The organism is Endozoicomonas sp. ALB032 (genome assembly GCF_049310125.1).
In the GTDB taxonomy this organism is placed as follows: Bacteria; Pseudomonadota; Gammaproteobacteria; order Pseudomonadales; family Endozoicomonadaceae; genus Endozoicomonas_A.
On sequence record NZ_JBLYNW010000001.1, the window covers coordinates 1,290,763 to 1,317,640 of the forward strand.

At 48.1% G+C, this 26,878-nt stretch carries 24 protein-coding genes; 8 read left to right on the forward strand and 16 right to left on the reverse strand.

The features are described from left to right. Window positions 1-24: 24 nt before the first annotated feature. The gene (gene gshB, locus ACO6VG_RS04125; RefSeq protein WP_422139172.1) at window positions 25-975 is read left to right on the forward strand and encodes a glutathione synthase; all 951 of its coding nucleotides are present in this window, start codon (window positions 25-27) and stop codon (window positions 973-975) included. Window positions 976-1,033: 58 nt separating this feature from the next. Here gshB and ACO6VG_RS04130 read toward each other — a convergent pair whose 3' ends face one another. From ACO6VG_RS04130 to ACO6VG_RS04160, 7 genes are all read right to left on the reverse strand, one after another. Then, window positions 1,034-2,539 (reverse strand): hypothetical protein, encoded by a 1,506-nt coding sequence (locus tag ACO6VG_RS04130; protein ID WP_422472846.1) that lies wholly within the window; start codon window positions 2,537-2,539, stop codon window positions 1,034-1,036. A 140-nt stretch (window positions 2,540-2,679) separates the two neighbouring features. After that, window positions 2,680-4,107 (reverse strand): C2H2-type zinc finger protein, encoded by a 1,428-nt coding sequence (locus tag ACO6VG_RS04135; protein ID WP_422472848.1) that lies wholly within the window; start codon window positions 4,105-4,107, stop codon window positions 2,680-2,682. A 207-nt stretch (window positions 4,108-4,314) separates the two neighbouring features. Beyond that, complete coding sequence (locus ACO6VG_RS04140; RefSeq protein WP_422472850.1) at window positions 4,315-4,620, reverse strand: hypothetical protein; 306 nt, start codon at window positions 4,618-4,620, stop codon at window positions 4,315-4,317. 69 nt (window positions 4,621-4,689) lie between these two features. Further along, a complete protein-coding gene (locus ACO6VG_RS04145; protein WP_422472852.1) occupies window positions 4,690-5,394 on the reverse strand; it encodes a hypothetical protein in 705 nt (234 codons plus the stop codon). A gap of 145 nt (window positions 5,395-5,539) precedes the next feature. Then, on the reverse strand, window positions 5,540-5,869 hold the full coding sequence (locus tag ACO6VG_RS04150; RefSeq protein WP_422135721.1) for a type II toxin-antitoxin system PemK/MazF family toxin: 330 nt from the start codon (window positions 5,867-5,869) through the stop codon (window positions 5,540-5,542). Further along, window positions 5,869-6,123 carry an AbrB/MazE/SpoVT family DNA-binding domain-containing protein gene (locus ACO6VG_RS04155; protein WP_422135722.1) on the reverse strand — a complete coding sequence of 85 codons (255 nt, stop codon included), beginning with the start codon at window positions 6,121-6,123 and terminating at the stop codon, window positions 5,869-5,871. Before ACO6VG_RS04155 ends, ACO6VG_RS04150 begins: the two co-directional genes overlap by 1 nt. Window positions 6,124-6,282: 159 nt before the next feature. After that, entirely contained in the window at window positions 6,283-7,644 is a 1,362-nt protein-coding gene (locus ACO6VG_RS04160; protein ID WP_422472853.1) for an AAA family ATPase, read from the reverse strand. A gap of 250 nt (window positions 7,645-7,894) precedes the next feature. Here ACO6VG_RS04160 and ACO6VG_RS04165 point away from each other — a divergent pair, with 250 nt between their 5' ends. The 4 genes from ACO6VG_RS04165 to ACO6VG_RS04180 are packed head-to-tail and all read left to right on the forward strand — an operon-like array spanning window position 7,895 to window position 10,724. Beyond that, window positions 7,895-8,761 (forward strand): energy transducer TonB, encoded by an 867-nt coding sequence (locus ACO6VG_RS04165; protein ID WP_422135723.1) that lies wholly within the window; start codon window positions 7,895-7,897, stop codon window positions 8,759-8,761. A gap of 20 nt (window positions 8,762-8,781) precedes the next feature. Further along, window positions 8,782-9,402 (forward strand): YqgE/AlgH family protein, encoded by a 621-nt coding sequence (locus tag ACO6VG_RS04170; protein ID WP_422135724.1) that lies wholly within the window; start codon window positions 8,782-8,784, stop codon window positions 9,400-9,402. A gap of 43 nt (window positions 9,403-9,445) precedes the next feature. Further along, a complete protein-coding gene (gene ruvX / locus ACO6VG_RS04175) occupies window positions 9,446-9,886 on the forward strand; it encodes a Holliday junction resolvase RuvX (protein WP_422135725.1) in 441 nt (146 codons plus the stop codon). Beyond that, complete coding sequence (locus ACO6VG_RS04180) at window positions 9,864-10,724, forward strand: hypothetical protein (protein ID WP_422139179.1); 861 nt, start codon at window positions 9,864-9,866, stop codon at window positions 10,722-10,724. The genes ruvX and ACO6VG_RS04180 overlap by 23 nt, the downstream gene beginning before the upstream one ends. 20 nt (window positions 10,725-10,744) lie before the next feature. Here the strand turns inward: ACO6VG_RS04180 and ACO6VG_RS04185 are convergent, their stop codons facing one another. Together ACO6VG_RS04185 and ACO6VG_RS04190 are read right to left on the reverse strand one after the other, a co-directional pair. After that, window positions 10,745-11,872: a PilT/PilU family type 4a pilus ATPase gene (locus ACO6VG_RS04185; protein WP_422135727.1), complete on the reverse strand. Its 1,128-nt coding sequence runs from the start codon at window positions 11,870-11,872 to the stop codon at window positions 10,745-10,747. A gap of 2 nt (window positions 11,873-11,874) precedes the next feature. After that, complete coding sequence (locus tag ACO6VG_RS04190) at window positions 11,875-12,909, reverse strand: type IV pilus twitching motility protein PilT (protein WP_422135728.1); 1,035 nt, start codon at window positions 12,907-12,909, stop codon at window positions 11,875-11,877. A gap of 105 nt (window positions 12,910-13,014) precedes the next feature. Between ACO6VG_RS04190 and ACO6VG_RS04195 the strand changes: the two genes are divergently transcribed. The 3 genes from ACO6VG_RS04195 to ACO6VG_RS04205 all read left to right on the forward strand — a co-directional run bounded on the left by ACO6VG_RS04195 (window position 13,015) and on the right by ACO6VG_RS04205 (window position 15,231). After that, the gene (locus tag ACO6VG_RS04195; RefSeq protein ID WP_422135729.1) at window positions 13,015-13,731 is read left to right on the forward strand and encodes a YggS family pyridoxal phosphate-dependent enzyme; all 717 of its coding nucleotides are present in this window, start codon (window positions 13,015-13,017) and stop codon (window positions 13,729-13,731) included. After that, window positions 13,721-14,545 (forward strand): pyrroline-5-carboxylate reductase, encoded by an 825-nt coding sequence (gene proC, locus ACO6VG_RS04200; protein WP_422135730.1) that lies wholly within the window; start codon window positions 13,721-13,723, stop codon window positions 14,543-14,545. Before ACO6VG_RS04195 ends, proC begins: the two co-directional genes overlap by 11 nt. A gap of 134 nt (window positions 14,546-14,679) precedes the next feature. Then, complete coding sequence (locus ACO6VG_RS04205; protein WP_422135731.1) at window positions 14,680-15,231, forward strand: YggT family protein; 552 nt, start codon at window positions 14,680-14,682, stop codon at window positions 15,229-15,231. Window positions 15,232-15,300: 69 nt separating this feature from the next. Here ACO6VG_RS04205 and ACO6VG_RS04210 read toward each other — a convergent pair whose 3' ends face one another. From ACO6VG_RS04210 to ACO6VG_RS04240, 7 genes are all read right to left on the reverse strand, one after another. After that, window positions 15,301-16,434: an RNA-guided endonuclease InsQ/TnpB family protein gene (locus tag ACO6VG_RS04210; RefSeq protein ID WP_422472855.1), complete on the reverse strand. Its 1,134-nt coding sequence runs from the start codon at window positions 16,432-16,434 to the stop codon at window positions 15,301-15,303. A gap of 286 nt (window positions 16,435-16,720) precedes the next feature. Beyond that, window positions 16,721-18,649, reverse strand: a complete 1,929-nt coding sequence (locus ACO6VG_RS04215; protein WP_422472857.1) for a hypothetical protein — start codon at window positions 18,647-18,649, stop codon at window positions 16,721-16,723. Between the two features lie 350 nt (window positions 18,650-18,999). Continuing rightward, a complete protein-coding gene (locus ACO6VG_RS04220; protein ID WP_422472859.1) occupies window positions 19,000-19,977 on the reverse strand; it encodes a hypothetical protein in 978 nt (325 codons plus the stop codon). 232 nt (window positions 19,978-20,209) lie between these two features. After that, window positions 20,210-21,439, reverse strand: a complete 1,230-nt coding sequence (locus tag ACO6VG_RS04225; RefSeq protein ID WP_422472861.1) for a hypothetical protein — start codon at window positions 21,437-21,439, stop codon at window positions 20,210-20,212. Window positions 21,440-21,756: 317 nt separating this feature from the next. Beyond that, a complete protein-coding gene (locus ACO6VG_RS04230) occupies window positions 21,757-23,424 on the reverse strand; it encodes an ankyrin repeat domain-containing protein (protein WP_422472863.1) in 1,668 nt (555 codons plus the stop codon). A gap of 120 nt (window positions 23,425-23,544) precedes the next feature. Further along, entirely contained in the window at window positions 23,545-24,690 is a 1,146-nt protein-coding gene (locus tag ACO6VG_RS04235) for a hypothetical protein (protein ID WP_422135737.1), read from the reverse strand. 231 nt (window positions 24,691-24,921) lie between these two features. Next, window positions 24,922-26,433 carry a hypothetical protein gene (locus tag ACO6VG_RS04240; protein ID WP_422139186.1) on the reverse strand — a complete coding sequence of 504 codons (1,512 nt, stop codon included), beginning with the start codon at window positions 26,431-26,433 and terminating at the stop codon, window positions 24,922-24,924. Window positions 26,434-26,878: the final 445 nt, after the last annotated feature.

Below are 26,878 nucleotides of genomic sequence, written 5' to 3' on the forward strand. Positions count from 1 at the left end.
GTTTTTGATCGCCCCGGACTTGCAATGACTATAAAACTCGGCGTCGTGATGGACCCTATTGAGTCCATCGAATACAAAAAGGACAGTACTCTGGCGATGCTGGTCGCAGCACAAAAAAAAGGCTGGGAGCTGTTCTATATGCAGCAGGAAGACCTGTATCAGTCAGAGGGTGTCGCCTATGGCAGTATGCGCTCCTTGCAGGCCCGCTACAATCCGGATGACTTTTATTCTCTGGGAGATCGGGAAGAGCAGCCGTTGAGCACTCTGAACGTGATTCTGATGCGTAAAGATCCTCCTTTTGACATGGAGTTTATTTACAGCACCTATCTGCTTGAACAGGCTGAGGCCGCTGGCACACTGGTGGTCAACAAACCCCAGAGTATTCGTGACTGCAACGAAAAAATGTTTGCCACCCTGTTCCCCCAGTGTACACCCCCGGTCATGGTGGCCCGCAGTGCACGACACCTGAAAGCTTTTGCCGAAAAACACGGCGATGTGGTTCTCAAACCGCTGGATGGTATGGGAGGGTCGTCTATTTTCAGAACTCACCCGAATGATCAGAACTTCAGTGTGATTGTTGAAACCCTGACCCAACATGGGCAACAACAGTCCATGATCCAAAAATACATTCCCGAGATCAAGGCAGGCGACAAACGCATTCTATTGATCGACGGCGAACCCGTACCTTACGCTCTGGCACGTATCCCGGCTGAAGGTGAACTGCGTGGCAACCTTGCCGCGGGCGGCAGTGGTGTGGGCCAGAAGCTGACCGAAAAAGATTACTGGATCGCAGAGCAGGTGGCGCCAGTATTGAAAGAGAAAGGTCTGCTGTTCGTGGGGTTGGATGTTATCGGAGAATATCTGACCGAAATCAATGTCACTTCACCCACCTGTATACGACAGCTGGACGACCAGTTTGGTATTAGCATTGGTGACAGGTTGATGGACAAGATTGAGGAAAAGCTGGTCCAGTGATTAAACGAGAGGGTCGCAAACCCCGTTCCCACGGCTGGCCACCCTCTCCCACCACTCGTTACCTGCTGTGATCTCTTCTTACATGATCCCAAAGAGTTCTCCCGCTTAGCTTCTCGCACTCAGAGCAGGTTCGCTCTCCAGCGTGATCTTCTCTATGAGCCACCAGGACCACGACATTCCTGAAGAGCCGCCCGCATAACTGCCGCTGGCCATCTTCGTCGATTCTGGTCACACGACAGATTAGTCGCCCGCATGTTCTTGTTATGGCAGCGAAAGAGGCCCTCTGTGAGGAACTGGCCCGACCTTCTGTTTCAAAACGGTATGGTGGCAGGAGTCGACAAATGCCATAACAGGGATAGACGGGACAGTTAGAACCCAAAGTATGCAAATTATGCTGCGTAGTGCCAACGAAAAAGATCGCTGGGGCAATGGGACGAGCTACTTCTTCAGCCACCCTTCTCCGATGGTATGGTGGCAGGCGTCGACAAATTCCGCCATTACAGGAATCGACGAAACAGGCAGGCCCCAAATTGTGCCTATTATGCTGGGTAGTGTTAACGGAAGAGTCCGTTTGTGAGGAGCTGACAGTCGTGAGCTCGTTGTAGTCCCTTTGTACCTCTGAGCATGATCTGAAATCCGGTAATTGCGCTAATGAAGACAGGTTCCCTCTGCAAAGTGGGCAGGAACATTGTGAAGTGCTCAGAATTACCTTTTGTAAACAGTGTTTGTCAATTTTCTGCGAACAACAGGGAGTTGCAATCACATCAGTAAGCTTGTCCAGGCATACGGGACAATTCTCAACGGCTTGCGCCATCTCTCCGCCAGAGGGTGGTGGCCGGAATCGACAAACGCCATTACAGGAATCGACGTAACAATCTAAACCATAAGTATGTTGGGGTTGTTCAGGGTCTTCTTTACCGTCGCGACGTCGAGACAGGCGCTTGGCGAAAAAGCGTCTAAGGCGGGTGATTTTTCCTGAGGCCTGCTGACCGGAGGATGCTGACGCCTGGCTTTGTTGGCCATTTTCTTTTTGACTCTTTCCGGGAAGTACCATAGTCGTGATTGCAAACGGATAATCCTCTTGTGTCGAAATAGATGCCGCCTCCGGTTCATCTGCCGGGTTGAACAGTAATGATTCAGGGTTCCAATAGCTTTTTAAAAGCATGCCGACGGTGATGAGTGCTTCTTCAGGTAGCCGCGAATCAGGTTTGGAGCCCGGTGGGGCTTCATGGGTGATCAGAGCCAGTCCGTAGGCAACCAGCAGTTGAGTGGCGTATAGCAACTGCCAGGAAATCGTCTCAATACAGGTTGTTGCTAACCCGTAACCGTTAAGTTCACCTGATGTGGCATCAGCCAGTAAACTCGGGTCTGTGTAGCTGTTTGTGTCGTCAATGTCTAACGAGCTGTCCAATAACGTATTCAGGTTGGGCTTTATAGAAAAGACCTGGTCTGTAACCTGATCCTGTGCAAGCTCGACAACAAAACGTCTTGTCAACTCCTCGGCCCCGCAAACGACGGACAACGGGAGCAGCAAAAGAAGCACCTTAGGAAGTGTTTTTTTCACCATTACGTCCCTACACTTTTTATTTCTGTACGCGCAAAGTAGACCAGCAACAGAATAAGTGCATATTTCTGTCAAAAAGCAAAGGTTGCAACAGGTAAATATTCGTATGGCCGCATCTGGCCGCCCTCTCTGACCAATGGTTACCTGCTGTGTTTTCTTCTTTTGTGGGCCAACAGGGCTTGAAGGTCTGGCAGGATCTTCTGGCACTCAGGGCAGGTTTGCTCTCCGGTGTGATCTCTTCTCCTGTGCTCCCTCAGGGCTTGAGCGTTTAGCAGGATCTTCTGGCACTCAGGGCAGGTTTGCTCTTCGGTGTGATCTCTTCTCCTGTGCTCCCTCAGAGCTTGAGCACTTGGCAGGGTCATCTGGCACTCGGGGCAGGTTCGCACTTGGGTGTGATCTAGTCTTGCGTGAGCCAACAGGGCTGAGGCATTCATGAAGACCGCCCTGCATGGCCGCACCATGCCATCTTCGTTGATTGTGGCCAAGCCACAGGTCAGGTGCCCCCCTGCTATTGATGTGGCAGCGAAATAAGCCGCCTGTGTGGAAATGGTAAAAGGGGGCTGGGGCTCGTTATAAGAACCTGGTAAGTCCTGCTGTACCTCTTCGCTTTCTGCAAAATCCACTAATTGTGCTGTAGAACTCATGTCTGCTCTGCAAAATGGGCAGGCTTTTATTAATGATCGCCGAGTGGTCTGAAATATCCTTCGCAAACAGTGTTTGTCAATTTTCTTCGAACAACAAGGAACAACATACAAATCACTGAACTTTTGAAGGCATATAGGGCACTCATCATCGCCTGATTCAGCCAGCTCACTGCCATCGGATGGCGGTCGTAACTGACAAACACCATGACAGGAACCAGCGTAACAATCTAAACCGTAAGTATGTTGGCGTTGTTGTTCAGGGTCTCCGTTACCGTCGCCAGAGCCGAAATCCAGAGGGCTGATGAAAGAAGCTCCAGGTTGGTTAGTTGTTCCTGAGGCCTGCTGACTGGATGATGCTGATGGCTGGTTTGCCGGGTCATTTTTTTGTTCACACTGCCCGGGCAGCACCATGGTGGTGATCTCAAACGGATGATCTCTCTGTGTCGAAATAGAAATTGCCTCCGGTTGATCTGTTGGCTTGAACAACAATGAATCAGGGTCCCAAAAGCTTTTCAAAAGCCAGCCGACGGTGATAAGTGCTTCTTCAGGTAGCCACGAATCAGGTTTGGAGCCCAGGGGGGCTTCATGGTTGGTCAGAGCCAGTCCGCAGGCGACCAGCAGTTGAGTGGCGTAAAACAATTGCCATGAAATTGACTCGGTAAAGGTGTCTGCTAACCCGTAACCGTTAAGCCCACCGGGTGTGAAATCAGCCAGTAAACCCGAGTCTGTGAGGCCGTTTGTGTCATCAATACCTGATGAGCTGCCCGACAATGAATTCAGGTTAGGCTTAATAGAAAAAAAACGGTCTGTATCCTGATCCTCTGCAAGCTCGACAACAAAATGTCTTACCAGCTCCTCGGCCCCGCAAACGACGGACATCGGGAGCAGCAAAAGAAGCACCGCAGGAAGTATTTTTTTCAACATTTTGTCCATACACTTTTTATTTCTGTTCACGCAAAGTAGACCAATAACAGGATAAGTGCATATTTCTGTCAAAAACCAAAGGTTGCAACGGGTAAAATTCACCGGGAAGAAGGTTTCTCGTTCTCATGCTCTAGTGTGGAAGTGTAATGATCTAAGGGTATGCATTCCCACGCAGAGAGGGTGTCGCAAAACTTCAAAAGCTCGTTCTCACGCTCTGAAGTCGTCATTCCCGCGAAGGCGGGAATCCAGCGCCAACGGTGGATCTCTGCCTTCTCGGGGATGACAAGGCCAGGGGGACACCGGGCAGTATGGTTCTGGTGGAGAGTCAGTGTGGATTCCCGCCTTCGCGGGAATGACGAGAATGAAGCCGGGAATGACGAGAATGAAGCCGGCAATGACGAGAATGAAGCCGGGAATGACGAGAATGAAGCCGGGAATGACGAGAATGAAGCCGGCAATGACGAGAATGAAGCCGACAATGACGAGAATGAAGTCGGCAATGACGGGAGTCAACGCGTTCCCACGCCGGAGAGAGTTTTGCGACACCCCGCAGAGCGTGGGAACGAGTTAAATCAGTCCAATCTATTTGATCCTAACAATAATTCTTTGATTCAATATTTTTTCGATTTCCAAAAGCCTGGATTCCATTTTATTGTAATACAACCAGGCTTCGTTGCCTAAAAGGCGCATAAGGTTTTCTTCAAACCACAAGACATGGCTTTTAATTTCCAGATACAATTCATGAAGCAAAGAATCATCACCATATTTTTTAAAAAGAGATTTTGCCAGGGTAAAACGAGTTTCATTTTCAACCTCTATAATACCAAATTTTTTATTAAACTGAGTTGCGGCTTTAAATCCATCTTCGATAATCTTTTTATCGTCGTAAGGTTTATTACAAATATCTTTAGTTCGACCAATAGCAGTATCTATAGCCTTATTCAGAATATCATTTTCAAGTTTACTCTTCATCTGGTGCGCACGAGTTCCAAAAACTTTCATCTTATTTTCATCAAACCTTTTAAATGCGTCAAAAACTGCACCAATAATACGGCTAAAAATATTTTTCCTGCCTGTTTCAGCGGTGACATCGACATCAACAAATCTATATGTATGATTACTGGGGCGGACAGAAACATGGTAATTTCTATTTGCTTGCTCCGAGTAAAATATTGCTTTTTTCTCACCACCTTCGAACCCACTAATTCCATCAATGAGTGTTCGGTCGATCATCATATTATCCAATCTATGAATATAAGTGGCAGCTGAATATCCTTGAGTATTCATATCAATTACCTCCGTGGAAGTTAATCAAGATACCTATCACTTTGGATAAGCAATAAATATGTTTTAAAAAGATATAGAAAAGTCATCCTGACTATAATGACAACTCTGTTGGCAAGACTAACAATCGATAGTGATTAATAAATTTTCAGGAGATAATTAACTTGGCTATCTTGTCTACTTGATCGATGATTGATTCCGGCGATTTCTCTACAAAACGAGCAGCCCGGCACTCAAAGTCCATGGATTTCATCTGGTGAACCAGAATAGACCCGTGGGTCGTCATTGTTTTGGTTAACAGCACTTCCAGTTTGACGCCTCGAATGGTACTGGTAATAGGAGCGATGATAGCGAGGCCCGTATGTTGGTTAAGAAGTCTCCGGGAAAGCACAAAACCAGGGCGGGTTTTCATGATTTCCTTGCCAATACTGGGTTCAAAATTGATGAGTATAATATCGCCCCGATCCGGTATGTACATCAAATTTCCTTACCAGCAGGCAGCATGTCCAGCCACTCTTTGTCCTCGTCTGTTATGACCAGACGTTCAGCCGGACTTCCTTCAAGCAGAGCTTCAAGAGTTAACTCTTCTTCGACGGGGGACAAGACAATCTTGTTGTCCTCAATGGACAGATTCAGCCTTGACCCTACTTTTATCCCCAAGGTTTTCAGTACGGCTTTGGGTATACTGACGATACTTGCTCCACCGGACTTCCTGACAGCTATAAGTGACATGGTACTTTCCCCCTAATATTTTACCCAAGTATAACCATGATAGGGTTTTAAACAAGTAACAGTAACTGTAAGCATGCCTGACCTTTCCACTATGGGCAATATAACCTCTGGTGCAAGCAAAGCAAGAAATTCAGATCTCATAAAACCAAGCCCCTGAATTCAATACATCTGATAATAAATGTCATCTTGCAATGCATTGGCATCCTCTATTTTTTGATCAAAAACATCGGTATCAATACCCTCTTCAGTGACCTCCAACTGATGAACTTTATGATCAGAGTGTACTGTGTACGCCTTAACCTGTTCTGGCCGTAATATATCTTCTTTGACCATCTTATGTTCTTTCATGAGGTGGGATCGCCCTTTGAAATCAACATTAAGCATGATTCTGTTATTTATTTCACGCACCAGAAAATCGCTGTGAGTAGTCATAACAACTTTAATACCAGCATTAACTAACCTGGTCAGTAACTTGGCCATTTGCCTTTGCTTATCTGGGTGAAGATTTAACTCTGGCTCGTCAATAATCAGAACACTGTTTTTTTCAGCTATAGAATTGATATACAGATCCAACAAAAACAGTGACTTAATCGAAGAAGAAGCCAGATAGATGGGTAGAGCAGTTTTATCCCTGTTTTGCTCTTTAACAGGTTGATAAAGGACCTGGTCATTTACAGTTTTAAAACCGCCACCAATAATCTCTCTTAACGCATCAAAAACAGGCTTGTATTCACCTGCTTTATCTTCTTTAAGAAAACTTTTTTTCTTTGCAATATTATCAGTATCACGAATAATATCGATATTATCCTTAATAGGTTCTGCGTATCTGGAACGCATACTATTCAACAACTTGAATGGGTTAATCCCCTTTTTGCTGCTATCGGACAAATGCTCAACCAGAATATTCTTACTAAGATCCAGCTCTTTATAGAAAAGAGAAATACCAGTCCTTTCAGAAGTCAGTACAAAAGGTGTCAATATGCAAGCACCAAGAAGCGTCCTGGCCAGCTCCCGCTCTACAATATCAATAATGGCAGGCTCAGGTAGATCTGAATCAGTATCCTGAAGCGTGACAATAAGAGTATTATCCCCTGCCTCTTTAGAGACAAGTAGCACATCCTTTCTACCCAATCTCACTACTCGATGGATATTTTCACTCAAATCCAGCGTATAGTTTTCAAGCTTCAGACCCACCCTGGCTTTCGACATCAGGTCGGAATCCGTGTTGAAGTACTTCCCAAGATTGTGGCTAAAACGATCAGACATGTTCTTGAGAATCTGATCGAGCTTTCCCGCATAGTCTGTCAACGAGAGCTTTGCAGTTCCGTGCTCCTTCAAATTCTTAAAAATCTCAGGTTCAAGATTAAACGAGGCTATAAAAGGGTAATCTTTCAACAAGCCATACATAGCGTAGTTGAGCCAGGTTTTGCCGACATTATTTGGACCACAGATCAGAGTCATATCTCCCAACTCTATTGATCCCTGATCCACATACCCCAGATTTTTAAATGTAAATTTCATAATGATGGGTGTACCGAACTTTCTCAGACCTCAATAATACACAATTTTCGTTACCATACGGCAAGTAAGTAGGCCTGACACCTATAGCCATTGGAAATATGTCCCCAAACCCCGCAAGCAGTACTTGCGTACCCTATGCTCATTGATGACAATGCTTATGTAGCTGGTGAGGTATTGTGATAACCTTCCAGGCCCCAGGGAGATCAACTATAAGATTCAGGATGCACTACCCAAGAGGCCCACTCCGTCAATGACGACCGTTTCTTCTGCCGACCGCCTAGGCTTTACCGTTTTTATGGCAGCCGCTATTCATGCCGTGATTGTGCTCGGTCTGTCTTTTGGACTTGAAGACAAAGCTCCACCTCCGAAAACGCTTGAAGTCACCCTTGCGACCTACAAGAGCCAGAAAAAGCCGGAAGATGCCGACTTCCTGGCCCAGCTGAATCAGCAGGGCAGTGGCACACTTGAAAAAAAAGCCACACCCACTACCGACCGAAAAGCCGACATACAGGACAACAAAATCAACGAGGTTGAGCTTCAGCCACAGGAAGCTGCTGCACCTGAAACGCAAGCAAAGAAAACATCTCAGGTCGTTACTCGGGCTGAGAGTGAAAAAAAAGTTCAGGACACTGACGTTATTGACCAGCCCACAGATGAACAACCCAAAAAGGCTGAGCCCAGCAAACAGATCGATCTGCGTCAGGAGATTGCCAGCCTCGAAGCTCAACTCAGTGACCAGCGCCAGGCCTACGCCAGGCGCCCTAATGTGAAAAGACTGTACTCAGCCTCCACCATGCTTGAGCCCGGTGCCGCTTACAAAAATGCCTGGAAACAGAAGGTCGAACGTATCGGTAACCTGAACTACCCTGCCAAAGCCCGCCAACAACAACTGTACGGCGAGCTCCGTCTGATGGTGGCAATCAATCGTGATGGCACTCTGTCCAGTGTCGAAATCTTAAAATCTTCGGGTTACAGCGTTTTAGATGATGCGGCTCTCCGAATTGTCAGGTTAGCTTCTCCCTACGCACCCTTCACTGACGATTTACGGGATTACGACATTGTCGAGATCATTCGTACCTGGCGCTTTGAAAAAGGTGACAGACTATTTAGCCAGTAACGTTTTTGAGCGAATATTCATTGAGCACTTTATTTGCCATCGGGACCGTTTGCCCTGATACTCCCACCATGAGCAGTGAAACCTTTCAAAGCCTCAAAAACCACTTCCTGATTGCTATGCCTCGCATGGCAGATACTTCTTTTGCGGGTACTCTGACTCTGGTTTGTGAACACAATCCCTCTGGCGCATTGGGAATCATCGTTAATCGCCCGACCGATCTGACGCTGGGTGAAGTGTTCAGTCAGGTAGGCATCAGCGATGCTGACGAATGCTTCCTCAGTCCCGACACCATTTATGCCGGCGGCCCGGTGGCGATTGAAAGGGGTTTTGTTCTCCACTCTGGCAGCGATCGATGGGATTCCAGTCTTGAAATCAGTCATGGGCTTGCGCTAACCACTTCCAGAGACATTCTGTTCGCCATGGCCCGGGATGAAGGCCCTGATGCTTCACTGGTGGCCCTGGGCTATGCCGGCTGGGGTGGCGGTCAACTTGAAAAAGAGTTGTCTGATAATGCCTGGCTCACCTGCAAGGCCAATCAACAGATTATTTTCGAAACGCCTTTCCAGCGACGTCTGGATGCTGCCGCCAACTCATTGGGCGTCGATCTTCGACTGCTCTCTGATCAGGTTGGCCACTCATAGCCCCCCTCAGCAAAAGGCTCACTCTGGCAACGTTAAAGAAAACATGACTGAAAAAAAACTGAATACCCTGATGGGCTTTGACTTTGGTACACGTAATATTGGTGTGGCTGTCGGTCAGGCTGTGACTCGAACGGCGACAGCATTACCTTCTATCAAAGCAAAAGATGGTATTCCAAACTGGACCGATGTTGCTGCGCTGATTGAAGAATGGCAGCCGGATGCCGTTGTGGTGGGTATCCCTCTGAATATGGACGGCACCGAGTCCCCGATGTCGATGCGAGCCAGAAAGTTCGGCAAACGTCTCCATGGTCGTTACAACCTGCCTTTCTTCGAAGCGGATGAGCGTCTAAGCTCTTTTGAAGCCAAAGACTGGGCAAACAAACTGGGCCACAGTGGGCACTATGGCTCTAGTCCCGTCGATGGTATGGCAGCACAAATCATACTGGAAGGCTGGATGAACGATGAGAACAACCCGGTACTCTAGCTACGCTCTTTCAACTCTGTTTATTCTGTTTCTGGCTACCCTGTGCCTGAAATCCCAGGCCGGTGAGAGGGAAATTATTCACCCTCTCTGCTTTGAACCTTTCGCCAATCTGGAAGCAGGCAGCCAGTCGTCAGGCAAGAAGACCATCGACCTGAATGACTGCATGAACAAATACCTCAGTTACCCTTTCAAGCAGCCTACCCCATGGCAGGCTGTTTTTGAAAAAAATGATCAACCCGAATACAACAGTGAAACCGGTTTACCCACTTATTCCAGCTATACATTGATTGGGCAGATGGAAAACCAGCAGGTGTTGATGAGTTATTCTGTCAGTTACGGAGGCAGCGGCACATTTAGCCATGCTTTTCTGGTTGAGGGTATCTCACTGCAAAAGCAGGTCCCCAATAACACGACACTGACCCAGACTTTGCTCGTTGAAGGCGGTGATCGCTGCTTCGGAAGTATTGAACACCTGTCTATTATTTCGCCTCAGAAATTTGAGATCCGGCGCAAAGTAACACCCAGTGCGCTCGTTGGTTACGGGATGAAGGCAGACTACGCACAGCGAATGACGAAAGGCCTGCCAGATTGTGCGCTATGTTGCATAGGCAGTTTAGTGGAGCAGGTGGATATGAAAGGCAACAGAGAGCTGGTGAACGTCATTCTGCTGCCAAGAGAGTTGCGTGAAACGGCGACAAAGCAGGAACGCTGCCTGAACCGTCTCACCAAAGCAGACATCCATACCGATATTTTCACCAAAGAGGATTTTGTAACCCTTCAACAGAATTACATTAAAGAGTGCCCGGACTACGATACTCCCTCCCTCAAGGGGCTCTGATACCGGGCTTCAATCGGGCTCTAATAGATCTCCTCATGCTGCAAACTAAGCTTGTCTGCCATTTTGGTCAGATGCTCCCCATCAGCCTCTGGCCCCAGCTTGATCATGAGACGCAGATCGTTGGGTGAATCCGCATGCGCCAGAGCTTCTTCGTAGGTGATTTCTCGATTGTTATAAAGCTCAAACAACGCCTGATCAAAGGTTTGCATACCCAGCTCGCGGGACTTCTTCATAATGCTCTTGAGTTCATGAACATTGCCGTGAAGGATAGTATCCTGAATCAAGGGTGTATTGAGAAGGACTTCAACGGCTGCCCGGCGATCTTTGCCATCCCGGGTTCTCACCAGCTGCTGGGCAACCAGGCCTTTCAGGTTCAGGGATAAATCCATCCATATCTGACTATGACGATCCGCCGGGAAGAAATGGATGATCCTTTCCAGTGCCTGATTAGCATTATTTGCGTGCAGTGTCGCCAGACAGAGATGCCCTGTCTCTGCGAATGCCAGGGCATATTCCATAGTTTCACGGGTCCTTATTTCACCAATCATGATGACATCCGGTGCCTGTCGCAGGGTGTTTTTCAGAGCCACGGCATACGACTCTGTATCAATGCCTACTTCACGCTGGGTGACAATGGATTTGCGATGCTGATGGATAAATTCGATCGGGTCTTCAATACTGATGATGTGCCCGCAGGCATGTTCATTCCGATGCCCGAGCATCGCCGCAAGGGAAGTCGATTTACCAACACCGGTCGCCCCAACAAAAAGCACAAGGCCTCTTCTGGTCATGGAAAGGTCTTTAATCACCTTCGGCAACTTCAGCTGATCCAGTGTCGGGATCTCGGTCTCAATCCTTCTCAATACCATGCCAGCCAGATTTCGCTGGTAGAAAGCACTGACACGAAAGCGACCTATTCCAGAGGCTGATATTGCAAAGTTGCATTCATGCTCGCGATTAAATTCGGCTTTTTGATCCTCATCCATCACACCGTAGACCATGTCCCGGGTCATGGCAGGTGCCAGAGGTTCCCTGGTGACAGGAACAATCCTGCCATTGAGTTTAAAACTGGGTGGAAAGCCAGCCGTGATAAATAAGTCAGAGGCCTTCTTTTCGGCCATCACTTTTAGTAAACGATTGATATCCATGGTTAAAAGTTTTCCGGGTCCCGGGCTTTTTCCTGAGCCACATCTTTGGCAATCAAGCCTTTTCTCACCAGCTCGTGGAGACACTGGTCAAGTGTCTGCATACCCAGGGCACCTCCGGTCTGGATGGAAGAGTACATCTGGGCAATCTTGTCTTCGCGAATCAGGTTACGAATAGCAGGAGTACCGATCATAATCTCGTGGGCTGCCACACGTCCGCCGCCGTTTTTCTTGAGCAGGGTCTGGGAGATAACTGCCTGCAGGGATTCTGAAAGCATGGAGCGCACCATGGCTTTTTCAGCTCCCGGGAATACGTCCACCACACGGTCTATCGTCTTGGCTGCGGAGGTGGTATGCAGAGTTCCGAAAACCAGGTGACCGGTTTCTGCAGCCGTCAGCGCAAGACGAATGGTTTCAAGATCGCGCATCTCACCCACCAGGATAATATCGGGGTCTTCACGAAGTGCCGAGCGCAGTGCGTCGCTGAAACTGTGGGTATCCCTGTGAACTTCCCGCTGGTTGACCAGACATTTTTTCGAGGTGTGAACAAATTCAATGGGGTCTTCGATGGTTAGTATATGCTCATACTTGTTGTCATTGATGTAATCCATCATGGCCGCCAGACTGGTACTCTTACCGGAACCTGTAGGGCCCGTCACCAGTACCAGCCCCCGGGGCTTCAGAGCAATATCCTTGAACACCTGACCCATGCCCAGTTCATCCATCGAAAGCACTTTACTGGGGATAGTACGAAATACAGCACCGGCTCCGCGGCTCTGGTTAAAGGCGTTGACACGAAAGCGGGCGACGCCGGGGACTTCAAACGAAAAGTCAGTTTCCAGCTTCTCTTCGTAGTCTTTTCGCTGCTTGTCGTTCATGACGTCATAGATCAGGCTGTGAACGTGCTTGTGATCCATGGGAGGCAGGTTAATCCGGCGAATATCCCCGTCTATACGAATCATGGGTGGCAGGCCGGCTGAGATGTGAAGATCCGAAGCGCCTTGCTTGTGACTGAAGGCCAGCAGTTCGGTTATGTCCATGAATTTCCCCCTGAAACCCGGACGCAGGTAAAATAGACCGGGACTCCTTCTTATGTTCAACCGAAATATCGGTTTCTACCTATTAACCAACTACTGTACAGGCTGATGACCTTATTAAAAAGTCAATTCGACCAGGTTTTTGAAAGAATTCACAAAGCTGAGCAAGCCAGCGGCCGGGAAAGTCAGGTAAAACTTCTGGCAGTCAGTAAAACCAAACCTGCCGGGATGATTGCCGAGGCCTGGCAGCTGGGTCAGAGGGATTTTGGCGAAAACTATTTGCAGGAGGCTGTGGATAAAATAACCCAACTCAGCGATCTGGAAGGGTTGGTCTGGCATTTTATCGGACCGATCCAATCGAACAAAACCCGCGATATTGCCAGTCACTTCCAATGGGTACACAGTGTCGATCGTTTTAAAATTGCCCAACGACTCAATGATCAGCGCCCGGAACAACTTCCGCCCCTGAATATCTGTCTTCAGGTCAATATCAGCGAAGAAGAAAGTAAATCCGGGGTCACTCTGACAGAACTTCCTGAACTGGCAGCAGCCATATCCCAACTCCCCAGGCTTCAGCTGCGCGGACTGATGGCAATACCCGCGCCGGAAGAAGATGAAGTTAAACAGCGGGCTCCCTTTAAAAAGCTGGCAAATGCACTTGAATCTCTTAACCGTGAGCACCATCTAACTATGGACACATTGTCCATGGGAATGACCAGTGACCTGGAGGCAGCCATTGCTGAAGGGGCAACCATGGTTCGCATTGGTACGGCTCTTTTCGGGGCCAGAAGTCAGAACCATCAAGGAGTCAGGAATGACCAATAAGACCATCGCATTCATCGGTGCTGGCAATATGGCCAGCAGCATCATGGGTGGATTGATTGAACACGGCTGGCCGAAAGAGAGAATATTCGCTTCCTGCCAAACGCAGGAAAGTGCCAGAAAATGTTCTGACCAACTCGGTATTCATACCTCTACCAGCAATCTGGAAGCAGCAGAAAAGGCTGAAATTGTGGTGCTTGCTGTTAAACCTCAGATGATGAGAGCGGTTCTGATTGAACTGGCCTCCGTGCTTCAGGCGCATAAGCCCTTCATTATTTCTGTAGCTGCCGGTATCCGCCTAGATAGTCTGGATGTCTGGACTGGCGGCGGCCTGCCCATTGTCCGCAGTATGCCCAATACGCCATCACTTCTGCATTTTGGTGCGACAGGCCTGTTCGCCAATCCCTGGGTAACGGATGAACTGAAAGCCATTGCCAATGAGATTTTTTCACCCATTGGCATTCTTCACTGGCTGGACAAAGAAGAACAGGTCGATACCATCACCGCCTTATCAGGTTCGGGTCCGGCTTACTTTTTCCTGATGATGGAAGCTATGGCAGAAGCCGGGGTCAGGCTGGGGCTGGATCATGAAACCGCTGAACGTTTTTCATTGCAAACCGCTCTGGGAGCTGCAAACATGGCCGTTCAGAGTGATGTTGATGCTGCCGAGCTTCGCAGAAGAGTCACCTCTCCCGGCGGAACCACTGAACGGGCTTTGAAAACCTTCCGACAGGAAGGCTTTGAAGCGGTGGTTTACAAGGCGGTTAAGGCTGCAAAAGAAAGGGGTGCGGAACTGGCAGAACAACTGGCTGACTAGGAGCCTCTATTTCCCGCAACCGGAAGTTTCATAGTAAACTGGTCAGGACACTGGGCTCAGCCACATAAGCCACCTTGCTTCCCCGGCTTGCTCACTTTTATTTAACCATGGCTGTTTAAACACGAAGGATTTTTATGTCAGCACTCTCCTCCAGCCTCGTCTTTCTGATACAGACCCTGGGAGGTCTGTATATCATGGCTGTACTGCTGCGCTTTCTGCTGCAACTGGTTAAAGCAGACTTTTATAACCCCATCTCCCAGGCCATTGTCAAAGTCACTTCACCGCTACTGAATCCTCTCAGGAAAGTAATTCCGGGAATGGGTGGTCTGGATCTGGCTGCTCTGGTCCTTGCCCTGATCTTGCAGATACTGCTGGTTTACGTACTCTTTATGGTTCAGGGTATTGCCGCTAATGCGATTCCTTTTCCCCAGGTGCTGATTGTCAGCCTTAAGGAGCTGGCAGGTGAAGTTTTGAACATTTATATGTTCAGCCTGATCGTCATCGCTATTGCCAGCTGGGTAGCACCCGGCAGTTACAACCCGGGCCTGATGCTGCTGCATCAACTGACCGAGCCTCTGAGCAGCAGGATCAGACGAGTAATTCCGCCTTTGGGAGGATTGGACTTTTCCCTGATGGTACTGGTTTTGATTATTATTACCCTGAAAAACTTCATTGCTGCTTTCTGACACTCCCCGCCCTATCGGGCGAGGGTTCTTAGATCGCTCCAAGAACCTTCCTGCTTCGTCACGCCTTCCCTAGATGGTTGCTTTCGCAGCCATCCCCGTTCCAGTCGCTCCACAGGCTAACCCCGCCAGCCCGGCGGTTTTGATATTCTTTGCTGCGTTAATGTCCCGGTCGTGATGAGTGCGGCACTCTGGACACTCCCATTCACGAATAGACAACGGCAAGCTTTCATGGACAAACCCACAGCCGGAGCAACGCTTGGAGCTTGGAAAGAACCGGTCAATCTGAACAACCTTTCTTTCTGCCCACTCCGCCTTGTATTGCAACTGTCGGACAAATTCTCCCCAGTTTGCATCGGCTATGTGCTTGGCCAGCTTTGGATTTTGAATCATACCCTTCACGTTCAGAGACTCTACGCAAACAACTTGGTTCTCGTCTATAAATTCGCGGGATGCCTTGTGAGTAGCATCCATCCGGCAATCGGCAATTTTTGCATGGATACGAGCAACCTTGAGCTTTGCTTTAGCTCTGTTGCTGCTGCCTTTCTGCTTTTTCGACAACTGACGCTGAAGGTAGGCGAGCTTTCGCTCGTAGCGTTTGGTGTGCCTTGGATTACCGGATTTTTCACCGTCTGAAGTGATGAACAGATCATTCAAACCTAAATCAATGCCCACTGTCTTATTTCTAATAGGCATTGCTTTAGCTTCAAATTCGCACAACATAGAAACAAAGTACCGGCCTGCCCGATCTTTGCTGATAGTGACACTGGAAGGCTCAGAAGACAGTTCTCTGCTCCAGCGAATGTTCAGAGGCTCTTTGCTTTTGGCTATAAACAGGTGGCCGTTTTTAACGCTGAAAGCAGCCTTTGTCAGCCGCATACTTTGTCTTGAATGTCTTTTTTTGAACTTAGGGTATTTCGCCCTGCCAGCCCAAAAGTTCTTGAAGGCTTCCTGCTGATCCCTGAGTGTTTGTTGTAGGATGACACTGGATACATCTGCCAGAAATGGGAACTCTGTCTTGAGCGACACAAGCCGCTTTTCTGCCTCGGAATGGGAGATAGATTGCCCGTCTTTGTAGTAGGCATCAGTGCGAAAACGGAGGGTGTTGTTATAGACAAAACGGGCGCAACCAAACGACTGGGCAAGAAGTATTTCCTGTTCCGGCGTTGGGTAGAATCGTTCTTTGTAGGCACGTTTAGTTTTCATGGCAGGAATATTACAGAAACGATAAGCGCCTGTAAATAATTAAGGATTCCGGTTCTGCAAGCCCTACACGGGCTTGTTGCTTATATCACCGCCCGATTGGGCGATGCTTTACGCAGGTTCAGGTAATAAAGTTTGAGACCCCCAAACCTCTGGCTTTTGCCGGTATCGCATAACTCTCGCAACGCATTCCTACGTCCAGGTCCGGTGGGTCCCAGCGTGGGAACCAGAGCTTTGTGACGACCTCTGGAGCCCGGGAACAAGTTACAGGTTTATTGAGCACTGCGGACTACTCCTCATAGGGATCGACATCCATATCGGAATCAACATCCCACCCTGCTCCATGGGTATCGCTGGAATCTTCCGGGATGCCCGCAAGCTCCGTTGAATGATTATGAGCGCCGCTTATTGGCGGAAGTCGCGAAATTGATAATGACACGGCTAATAGGGCGTTAAGAAACGAAGATCCACGGCCAAAGCCGCAAGACGTGAGGTTGAAACCAGGCAGAGAATGCAAGCTTGCTCCTGAGGCTTGCAATTGAGATGGTTGGTTTTGTCGCCAGTTTTGTCCTGCACCACTTGCACTTGATGGCATGACACTAACCGAAGATCCACCAGCTTGTGGCTGAAAGGTTTGTGTTCGGCCCGCCGAACTTCCTTCGGATCTCAGCGACACTTCAGTTGATCCACCGGATTCTCCGAGTCTGCAAAAGCCATTGCAGGAATCGAAGAAACAATTAGAACTCATAGTATGGTTCCCAAGCTCCCTAAGATGACCATGAACGTCGCTTACCATAACGCCATATGGCCGAAATCGATCAAGTGGGAACCTGGCAGCTTCTGAACGTCCTATGCAGATACGAACCCAAGGTTCGCTGGTAGTCGAGGGGTCGAAACCAGCCACAAGATGGCCGATTGCTGCTGAGTTTTGTCGTTCGCGAAATGCAATTGATGGAATGACAATAAGCAAAGAACCACCGACTCCTAGTTGATTGTTTCGCATTCCCGTCATGCCACGATTAGTGTGGCCCGCCGAACTTCCTTCGGATCTCAACGACCCTTCAGCTGATCCACTATCGCCGGATTGTCGGAGTCTGCAAAAGCCATTGCAGGAATCGAAGGAACAATTAGAACCCATAGTGTGGTTCCCAAGCTCCCTAAGATGACCATGAACGTCGCTTACCATAACGCCATATGGCCGAAATCGATCAAATGGGAACCTGCCGACCTCTGAACGTGACATGACGGTACGAACCCAAGGTTCACTGGTAGTCGAGGGGTCGAAACCAGCTGCAAGATGGCCGATTGCTACTGAGTTTTGTCGGTCGCGAAATGCGATTGATGGAATGACAATAAGTATAGAACTACCGACTCCCAGCTGATAGGTTGGCGCTCCTGTCATGTCACGATTAGTGTGGCCCGTCGAACTTCTTTCGGAACTCCGCGCCCCTGCAACTGATTCACTGCTACCGAATTGTCGGAGTCTGCAAAAGCCATTGCAGGAATCGACATAACAATTGAAACTCAGAGTATGCCGGGGTTGCTCAGGGCCCTGATTACCGCCCCCGGAGCCGGAAGAAATGAGGCTGGACAAAGCAATTGTAAGATGGGAAGTTGTTCCTGAGGCTTGCGATTGAGATGGCTGGCTTTGTGGTTGGTTTTGTTGCCCGTTTTGTCCTTCGCCATTTTCGGGTTTTGTTTTGGTGGTGATCAAAACCGGGTGATCCCCCTGTGCCAGCATAGATACCGGGTCCAGTTGATCCATCGGGTTAAACAGCAGCGAATCGGGGTTCCAATAGCTTTTCAAAAGCAAGCCAAGAGCGGCAAACGCCTCTGCGGGCACCCATGAATAAGATTTGGCGCTCAGAGGGGTGTCGCCGGTGGTCAGAATCAATTTGTAAGCAACCAGCAGATGACTAACGTAAATTAATTCCCACGAGATCGATTCAATAAGGGACTTTGTTGCGCCATAACCGCCAACTCTGTGTGAATTGTCATCAGGCGGCAAAATTAGTCCTGCGTCATCACTTATGTCTGCGACGGATGATGGATTATACGACAACGCATCAAGATCACGCTGTATAAAAAAGCTTCCTTCCGAAACGCCTCCGTCGTGTTCAAACTCGACAATAAAATGTGTTTTCAACGATTCGGCGTGACAGGTAACAGCCAGCCACGCCAGCAATAAGAGCAATGACGAAGAGAGTGTTTTTTTCAAACTTAATCCTTAGATGCGTTTTGTGCTTTTTCTGAACAGGAAAGTTAGACCAAGAGATTAATAAATCAAGAAAACAGGCATTTTTTCAAAAACAACCACTTGTTCCAATGCTCAAACAGTGTCGTAAAACTCTGGTCTTCACGCTCTTAGGCTCTGTGGGTCCCAACATGGGAACGATTCTGGAAACCAAAGGTCGCACCGGGTAAGAAAATGTCGCTTGAGTAACTGCATCATTATCAGCACTTGCGATGAAGTTTAATTCTATGGGCGTGAGCATCCAAGCAGGGTGCCCCGCACACATCACAGATTTTGTAGAACATTGGCCCGGTACGAAGTGTATCCGCCGGGTCTCAGCCATCGGATGGTGCTCGGAATTTACACTCACCATAACAGGAATCGATGTGGCAATTGAAACCGTAAGTATGTTGGGGTTGTCTATGGCCCTCTGAACGTTTCGTTCGGCCAGTCCGCGCTGCGCAGGGGGTAAAATAGATGCCAGCCAAATACAGGACGGGAGTGAGAAGCCCCTCTACAACCTGGCTAAACAAACTTTGTTCATTATTCGCCGTTCTACGGGGTGATGATCGGAGTTGACAAACGCCATGACAGGAACCAGCGTAACAACTTAAACCATAAGTATGTTGGGGTTGTTCAGGGCTTTCGCCACCATCGCCCGAGCCCGATGTCAGTGAGCTGGTGATAGAGCCTGAAATCCCGGTGCCAGTTGTTGTCCCTGAGGCTTGCTGACCGGATGAACTGGTTTGCTCATTTTGTGGTTGGCTTTGTTGCTGGCCATTTCCGGGGTGCATCATAGTGGTGATCACAAATGGGTCATCCCCCTGTGTCATCATAGAGGTCGCCTCCCGATGATCCATCGGGTTAAACAGCAGCGAATCGGGGTTCCAATAGCTTTTCAAAAGCAGGCCGACAGCGGCAAATGCTTCTACAGGTATCCATGAATTGGCTTTTTTACTTATAGGGTTGTCGCTGGTGGTAAGAACCAGTTTGTAAGCAACCAGCAGATGAGTGGCATAAATCAACTCCCACGAGATCGATTCAACAAGGGACTTTGTTGCGCCATAGCCGCCAACACTGCCAAGCTTGCCATCAGGCGCAAAAATTGATTCTGCGTCATAATTTATGTCAGCAAGGTATGACGGATTGCACGACAATGAATTAATATCACGCTTTATAGAAAAGCTCCCTTTTGGAACACCTTCATTTTGTTGAAACTCGACAATAAAATGTCTTTTCAATGATTCGGCTTGACAGATAACAGTCACTGACATCAGCAACAACAGCAATGACGAAGAGAGTGTTTTTTTCAAAACTTAATCCTTACATCTGTTTTGTGCATTTTTCTAAACGGGAAACTTAGATCAAAAAATTGATAGAGCAAGAAAAAAAGCATTATTTCAAAGGCTAAAGGTCTCACCGGATAAGAATTCGCCGACAAGAAGAGGGCAGGATATCCCCCTGTTCACGGTAGACAAAAACTCCTCTGTCCTGTTAAAAAAACGAAAGTTATGTGAGATCATGGCGCGTTCCGGGCTTGTACTCTCAACGCCTTCTATTAAGCCTTCCATGAAGTCTTCTATTCTGCATTATTGCATGCCTTAATTTATGACGGAGCAGCTCTGCAGTATTCCCGAAGATCTTCCCACAAAGCCGCCGTCCGCCGTCCTCCCCAGCCACTCTCACGTCACAGAAATGTGGCTTGGCGTGGTGTTTACTTCTGTGAAGCCACAACATTCTGACACTCCTGAGGATCATCCCGCATGGCCGCTGCTCTCCATCCAGCCCGATCACTATCGCATGACATTCGTTTCTCCTGTTACGAATTCTATTGGCTGCCCCTGCATTTATCAGGCGTAAATTTGGGTTAACCGGAATGGGCTCTTGCTGGTAAATTTGCCCGTCGAAATCATTGTGGATCTGAACGTTGCAAGAGATTTCCGGGCGGGGACAGGAACTTTGTCCGGGTGTTGAGCCTGTATCTCCTGTCGTACTTTTTTCGGAATTCAGCGGTCCTTCAGCTGACTCTCTGCTATCAGATGATAGTCGGAATATACAGACGCCATTGCAGGAATCAGCGTAACAATTTAAAGCCAGGGTATGCTGCTGGTGTTGTTCAGGATTTTCGTTACCGCCGCCAGAGTCAGAAGACAGGAGCCGGGTGAGAGAGCCTGAGAGTCCGGTACTGCTTGCCCCTGAGGCTTCCTGACCGGGTGACTCTGATGGCCGACTTTGTTGGCCGTTTTCATGGACAGGAAGTACCATCATATTAATGGTTGCAAGCGGGTCATCCTGACTTGCCTTCAGCTGATCTATCAGATCAGACAGCGATGAATCGGGCTTCCAATAGTTTTTCAAAAGCCAGCCGACAGCTAAAAACGTTTCTACAAATAGCCATGGATAAGGTTTGCCACTCAAAGGGGGGGCATTGCTGGTCAGAACCCATTCGTAAGCCACCAGCAGATGAGTGGCGTAAATCAATTGCCATGAAATGGACTCAATAAGGATGGCTTTTAACCTGTAAACGTTCAGTCCATGTGGTTCATCATGAGGCGATAAATCGGGCTCTGCATAGCCTTTTGTGTCGGCAATATCTGACGAGTTGCGTGACAGAGTAGCGAGGTCATGCTTTATAGAAAAAGTCTGGATTGAAGAACCTGCATCATCCTTTTGAAACTCGACAACAAAACTTTCTGTCAACGGGTAGGGCTGACAGATAACAGATAATGAGGCAAGCAGTAAAAGCATGGCCACATAGAGTGAGTTTTTCATCATTGCACTCGTGCATATGGTATACAGACAAGAAAGATAGATAGAGAAAGTGACAAATCAAAAAAGCGTTTTTTGTCAAAAACCAAAGGTTGCATGAGGTAAAAATTTTTCAGGAAGAAGATGCCAGAACACAAACCATCCCCGACCCGAGTCTAATTGTCGTCCACTGTCGTTCGGTTAAAAATCGAAAGATATGTGAGATTGGATGCGTGTTTTGAGTTTCAGTCCACACTGGGAAATCACAAAGCCTTTTACCGCGACCTGTATTGTCCGCTCTTATATCCCCACCCTCGTTTGGGCAAGGGTTTATGACGTTTTTGCTAGAAGGACAGCGGTCGGTAAACAAAAGCTCTCAGGTGCTTGGGCAGCTGCAGGCAATTGGAATCGGCGCACAGGGTCTGCCAAAAATTAGCCCGGTTCTGCACCAGCCGCTTGCGGATAGAGGCACGGGCCCAACACTGTAGCGACGCCGGTTGATAAGGTACAGGTGTATAATTCTTCAGGATGTTAGCAACTTTGATATGCCCGTTCTTCTCAGCCAGATGGAGTAAGCTCAAATCGGGCTTATTGTGCTTATTACTGACATTCGGGGGAACCCATAGCTGGTCAAATGGAACAAAGTGCCCGGCCAGCAAAATGGTGACGATTTCTACTCCTTCTGAATAATAACAATACCCATACCCATACCCATACTCATCCCCATACCCATAAACTAGCCTATCTTGCAGATCTTGATGGATAACTTTAACGCCCTCAGAATCACGAACATTTGGATTGGCACCATTGGCCAGCAGGAGCTTGATCACCTTCAGATCACGTGAGCTTACCGCAAGAGACAATGGAAAGAGAAAGCCATTGGGATCATTTGGTTCCACGCCGTTGGCCAGAAGGGTGGCTGTCATTTGCGGACCACTGCGTATCGCCCAGCACAACAGTAGCGTACGGTCAAAGTAACCGGAATGGTACAGACTGGCACCGCTATGAAGCAGTAGTTCAACGATTTCAGCATGTCCATCCCTTATCGCAAACCATAGCGGACAGTGGCCTTCGTGGTCCGGGGCATCGGGGTCAGCACCACCAGCCAAAAGAAATTGGACAGTATTACTGTGACCTCTCGATACTGCATTATGCAGCAATGATCCACTGTGGCGCCGGGCATTTGCATCGCCCCCTTGATTGAGCGTGGTGCATACCGTTTCTGAGTTTATGGATGAAACAGTCACGCTGTCAGGGCCGATTGTCTGGTTGATATCAGTGAGTTGAGTGGACAATTGATCCGGAAAAACACCAGTATTCAGAGGCCCTTCGGCGGACTCTTTGCTATCGGTTGATGATCGGAGTTTACAAACGCCATTACAGGAATCCACATAACAATCTAAACCCAAAGTATGCTGGTGTTGCTCAGAGCCCTCGTTACCGCCACCAGAACCAGAAGACAGAGGACTGCTAGAATAACTGCCAGGTTGGTTGGAGGAGGTTCCTGAGGCTTGTTGACCGGATGATGATGGCTGCTGGTTTCGTTGGCCGTTTTGTTGTTGGTTATTTCCGGGGAGCATCATCCTGGTGATTGTAAAAGGCTCATCCCCCTGCGACATCATAGAGGCCACCCCCGGTTTTTCCAGTGGATTAAACAGCAGTGAGTCGGGGTTCCAATAGCTTTTCAAAAGCCAACCAACAAGGACAAAAGCTTCTGAAGGTAGCCATGATATTGACTTGGCGCCCAGAGCAGCGCCATGAACCAGTTCGTAAGCAACCAGCAGATTCGTGGCGTAAAGCCATTGCCATGAAATGGACTTGATAAAGGCCGTCTTTAATCCATTACCGCTAAGTCTATGTCGTTTATTAACAGGTAGAAAATCTGAATCTGGATCGCCATTTGTGTCAGCTATGTCTGACGAGATGTGCGGCTGTGTATTGAGATCACTCTTTATAGAAAAACTCTGGGTTGAAGAGCCTGCATCCTGTTGAAATTCGACAACAAAAGGCATTGTCAACAGTTCGGCTTGGCAAAAGACAGATATTATCGCTAGCAGCGTCGGCAAGAGTATGTTTTTCATCATTCCAGTCGCGTATAGGGTTTTGGACAAGAAAGATAGATAGAAAACTGCCTACAAAGGTTCCACAGGTCCCTCATATTTGATTATGACTTTAAATTCATTGCGTAACCGCTCCGGAACATTTTCTCGCAGGAAACGCTCCACATAGGTGCTTAACTCTTGCCTTTCTTCCTGGGTGCAATCGTAATCAGCCATTACTTCCAACTGAAGTTGACCTCTGGTCCTACCGGATGTTCCCACTGCACACACAAGTCGATTCTTCCAAAGCATAGAGCCAACTAAGTCTATTAACTCTCTCCTCATGCCACTAACAATGCTCCTTTCTGAGTTTATGGATAAAATAGCCACGCCCGTCCTATCATGGCTGATTGTCTGCCTGATATCAGTGCTTTGACTGGAGAATTGGGCTGGTAAAACACCAGCATTCAGCGGCCCTTCGGCGGACTCCTTGCTATCAGTTGATGATCGGAGTTTACAAACACCCTGACAGGAATCGAAGTAACAATCTAAACCCAGAGTATGCTGGCGTTGTTCAGGGCCTTCGTTACCGCCACCAGAGCCAGAAGACAGATGACTACTGGAATAACCGGAAAGTTGGGTGGAGGTGGTTCCTGAGGCTTGCTGACCGGATGATGATGACTGCTGGTTTCGTTGGCCGTTTTGTTGCTGGTTATTTCCGGGAAGCATCATCCTGGTGATTGAAAAAGGCTCATCCCCCTGCTTCATCAAAGAGGCTGCCTCTGGCTTTTCCAACGGATCAAACCGAAGTGAACCGGGGCTCCAATAGCTTTTCAATAGCAAACCAACAAGGACAAACGCTTCTAAAGGCAACCATGAAATTGGCTTGGCGCCCAGAGCGGCGTCGTGGATGGTAAGGATCAGTTCGTGAGCAACCAGTAGATTTGTGGCGTAAAGCCATTGCCATGGAATGGACCTGATAAAGGCTGTCTTTAACCCATAACCGCTAAGTCCATGTCGTTTATCAACAGATAGAAAATCTGAACCTGGATAGCCATTTGTGTCAGCGATGTCTGACGAAATGCGTGGCTGCGCATTGAGATCACTCTTTATAGAAAAGCTTTGGGTTAAAGAGTCTGCATCCTGTTGAAATTCGACAACAAAACGCCTTGTCAACAGTTCGGCTTGGCAGAAGACGGGTATTATCGCCAGCAGTGTCGCAAAGAGCGAGTTTTTCATTGTTCCATCTCTACATTCTAATTTGTTAAGAAAAAAATAGATCGAAAAAGTGACAAATCAAAAAAAACGGTTTTTTGTCAAAAATCAAAGCTTGCATCAGGTAAAATTTGCCGGGAAGAAAATGCCGGAATACAATTCATCCGTGACCTGATTATAAATGACGTCTACCGTCGTTCGGTTAAAAATCAAAAGATATGTGAGATTGGAACGTTTTCAAACCCTTCGATTATTTCATTCAGACGGGTATTGCTTCTGGTGGAATGTTCTCCTGTGAAGAAGCAGCTCTTCAGTAGTATTGAAGATCGCTCCGCATAGTTGTTGCAGCAATCCCCCCGCGTCATCATCCACTAAAGCAGCCAGATCACAAAAATGTGACCCGATAATATGGTCACTTCTTCCGGGATGCGACCATCTGATATCACATTCACCTTCGTGATATAATTGGCTGTGACTCTGCTGCTCTACACTATCTCTGAAGACCGTCCCGCATACTCGCTGATTACCATTCTCCCCGCACACTATCAGGTCACAGAATGCTGGCTCAACGTGGTATCTCATTTTGTGACTCGACAGCAATTTTTTATTCCTTAAGTGCGAACCGCATGGCATTCGCCTGCCATTCCTCAAAATCACTGGTCTGTCACAGACAACTGTTTTGAGACGATTTGCATTGGCTGTCCCCGCACCTAGTCCGGTGTGGAATCTGATTTTGTGACACGACAGCCTTCTGGCACTCCTGAGGATCTCCCCGCATGGTCGCTGGCCGCCATCCTGCACCAGTATCACGTCACATTCGTATCCCCTGTCACGGACTGTATTGGCAGCTCCTGCATTTGCCGGGCTTACAGTTGGGTTAACCGGAATGGGGTCTTGTTGGTTCATTGGCTCGTGAGAATTATTTTGGGACTCAACGTTATTTGGGAATTCCGGGCAAGGATATGGGCTTTGCTCTGGTGTTGTTCCTGTTTGTCCTGTCGAACTTTCCTCAACATTCAGTGGCAATTCAACTGGCTCACTGTTCTCGGGTGACGGTCTGAATATACAAGCGCCATGACAGGAATCGACGAAGCAATTTAAACCCAAAGTATGCTGCTGGTGTTGTTCAGGGTCTTCGTTGCCGCCACCGGAGTCAGAAGACAGGGAGCCGGTGACAGAGCCTTGAATTTGGGCGCTGTATGCTGAGGCCTGCCCACTGGAAGATTCTGATTGCTCGCTTTGTTGCTGGCTTTGTTGCTGGCTTTGTTGTTGGCCTTGCTGTTGACCATTTCCGGAGAGCATCATGGCAGTGTTCGCTAATGAGTCATCCTGACTTGCCTCCAGTTGCCCCATCGGTTTAAACAACGGTGAATCGGGGCTCCAATAGCTTTTAATAATCCAGCCGACAGCGATAAAGCTTCCAACGCTTAACCATAGATTAGCTCTGAATTGAGGAGCTGTATTAGTGATCAGGAACTCGTCAGCAACCAGCGGACTGATAGCGTAAACCCATTGCCAGGAAAGAGATTCAATAAGGGTCGTTTTTAGCCCGCAACCGCCAATTACCTGTGGTTTGTCAGCAATGTCTGACTGGTTGCACGACAGTGTGTTAGAGTCGCTCTTTATACTAAAATTCTGGATTGGAGAACTTGCACCACCCCGCTGAAACTCGACAACAAATCGTCTTTTCAACGTTTCGCCGTGACAGATGACAGATAATGAAGCAAGTAGTAACAGAAGTGCCACATAGAGTGAGTTTTTCATCATTCTATTTGTGCATACGATTTATAGACATGAAAGATAGAACGGGTAAGTGTCAGATCAAGAAAATAAACGTGTTTTCAGACTCAAAGGGCAAACAGTAAGCGGTAAAACGATAATAATTAATCTGCCCAAGGTAAAATTCAGCCTTTGCAGTGTCAGGCACCTCCAGGTTTCGTTTCTGAAGCTTCTGTACTTGCTTTGCAAAGGTAATAGGAGGCTTGAGATAAGGGCGCTTGTGGGCTGGCTTCTTTCCGGAGGAACTCATAGTACCCTTCAATGACCGATAACTTATTGGATTTATTGATCCCCAGAAACGAGTAACCCCTCACGGTGCGCTGATCTTACGGGAAGCGGGAGGGGTATTGTTACGGGAACTGTAGCGTAACTGCCAGCGAAATCAAGTGCGGTTTCATCTGATGACAGCCCTGTTTATAAGGACGCCAGGAGG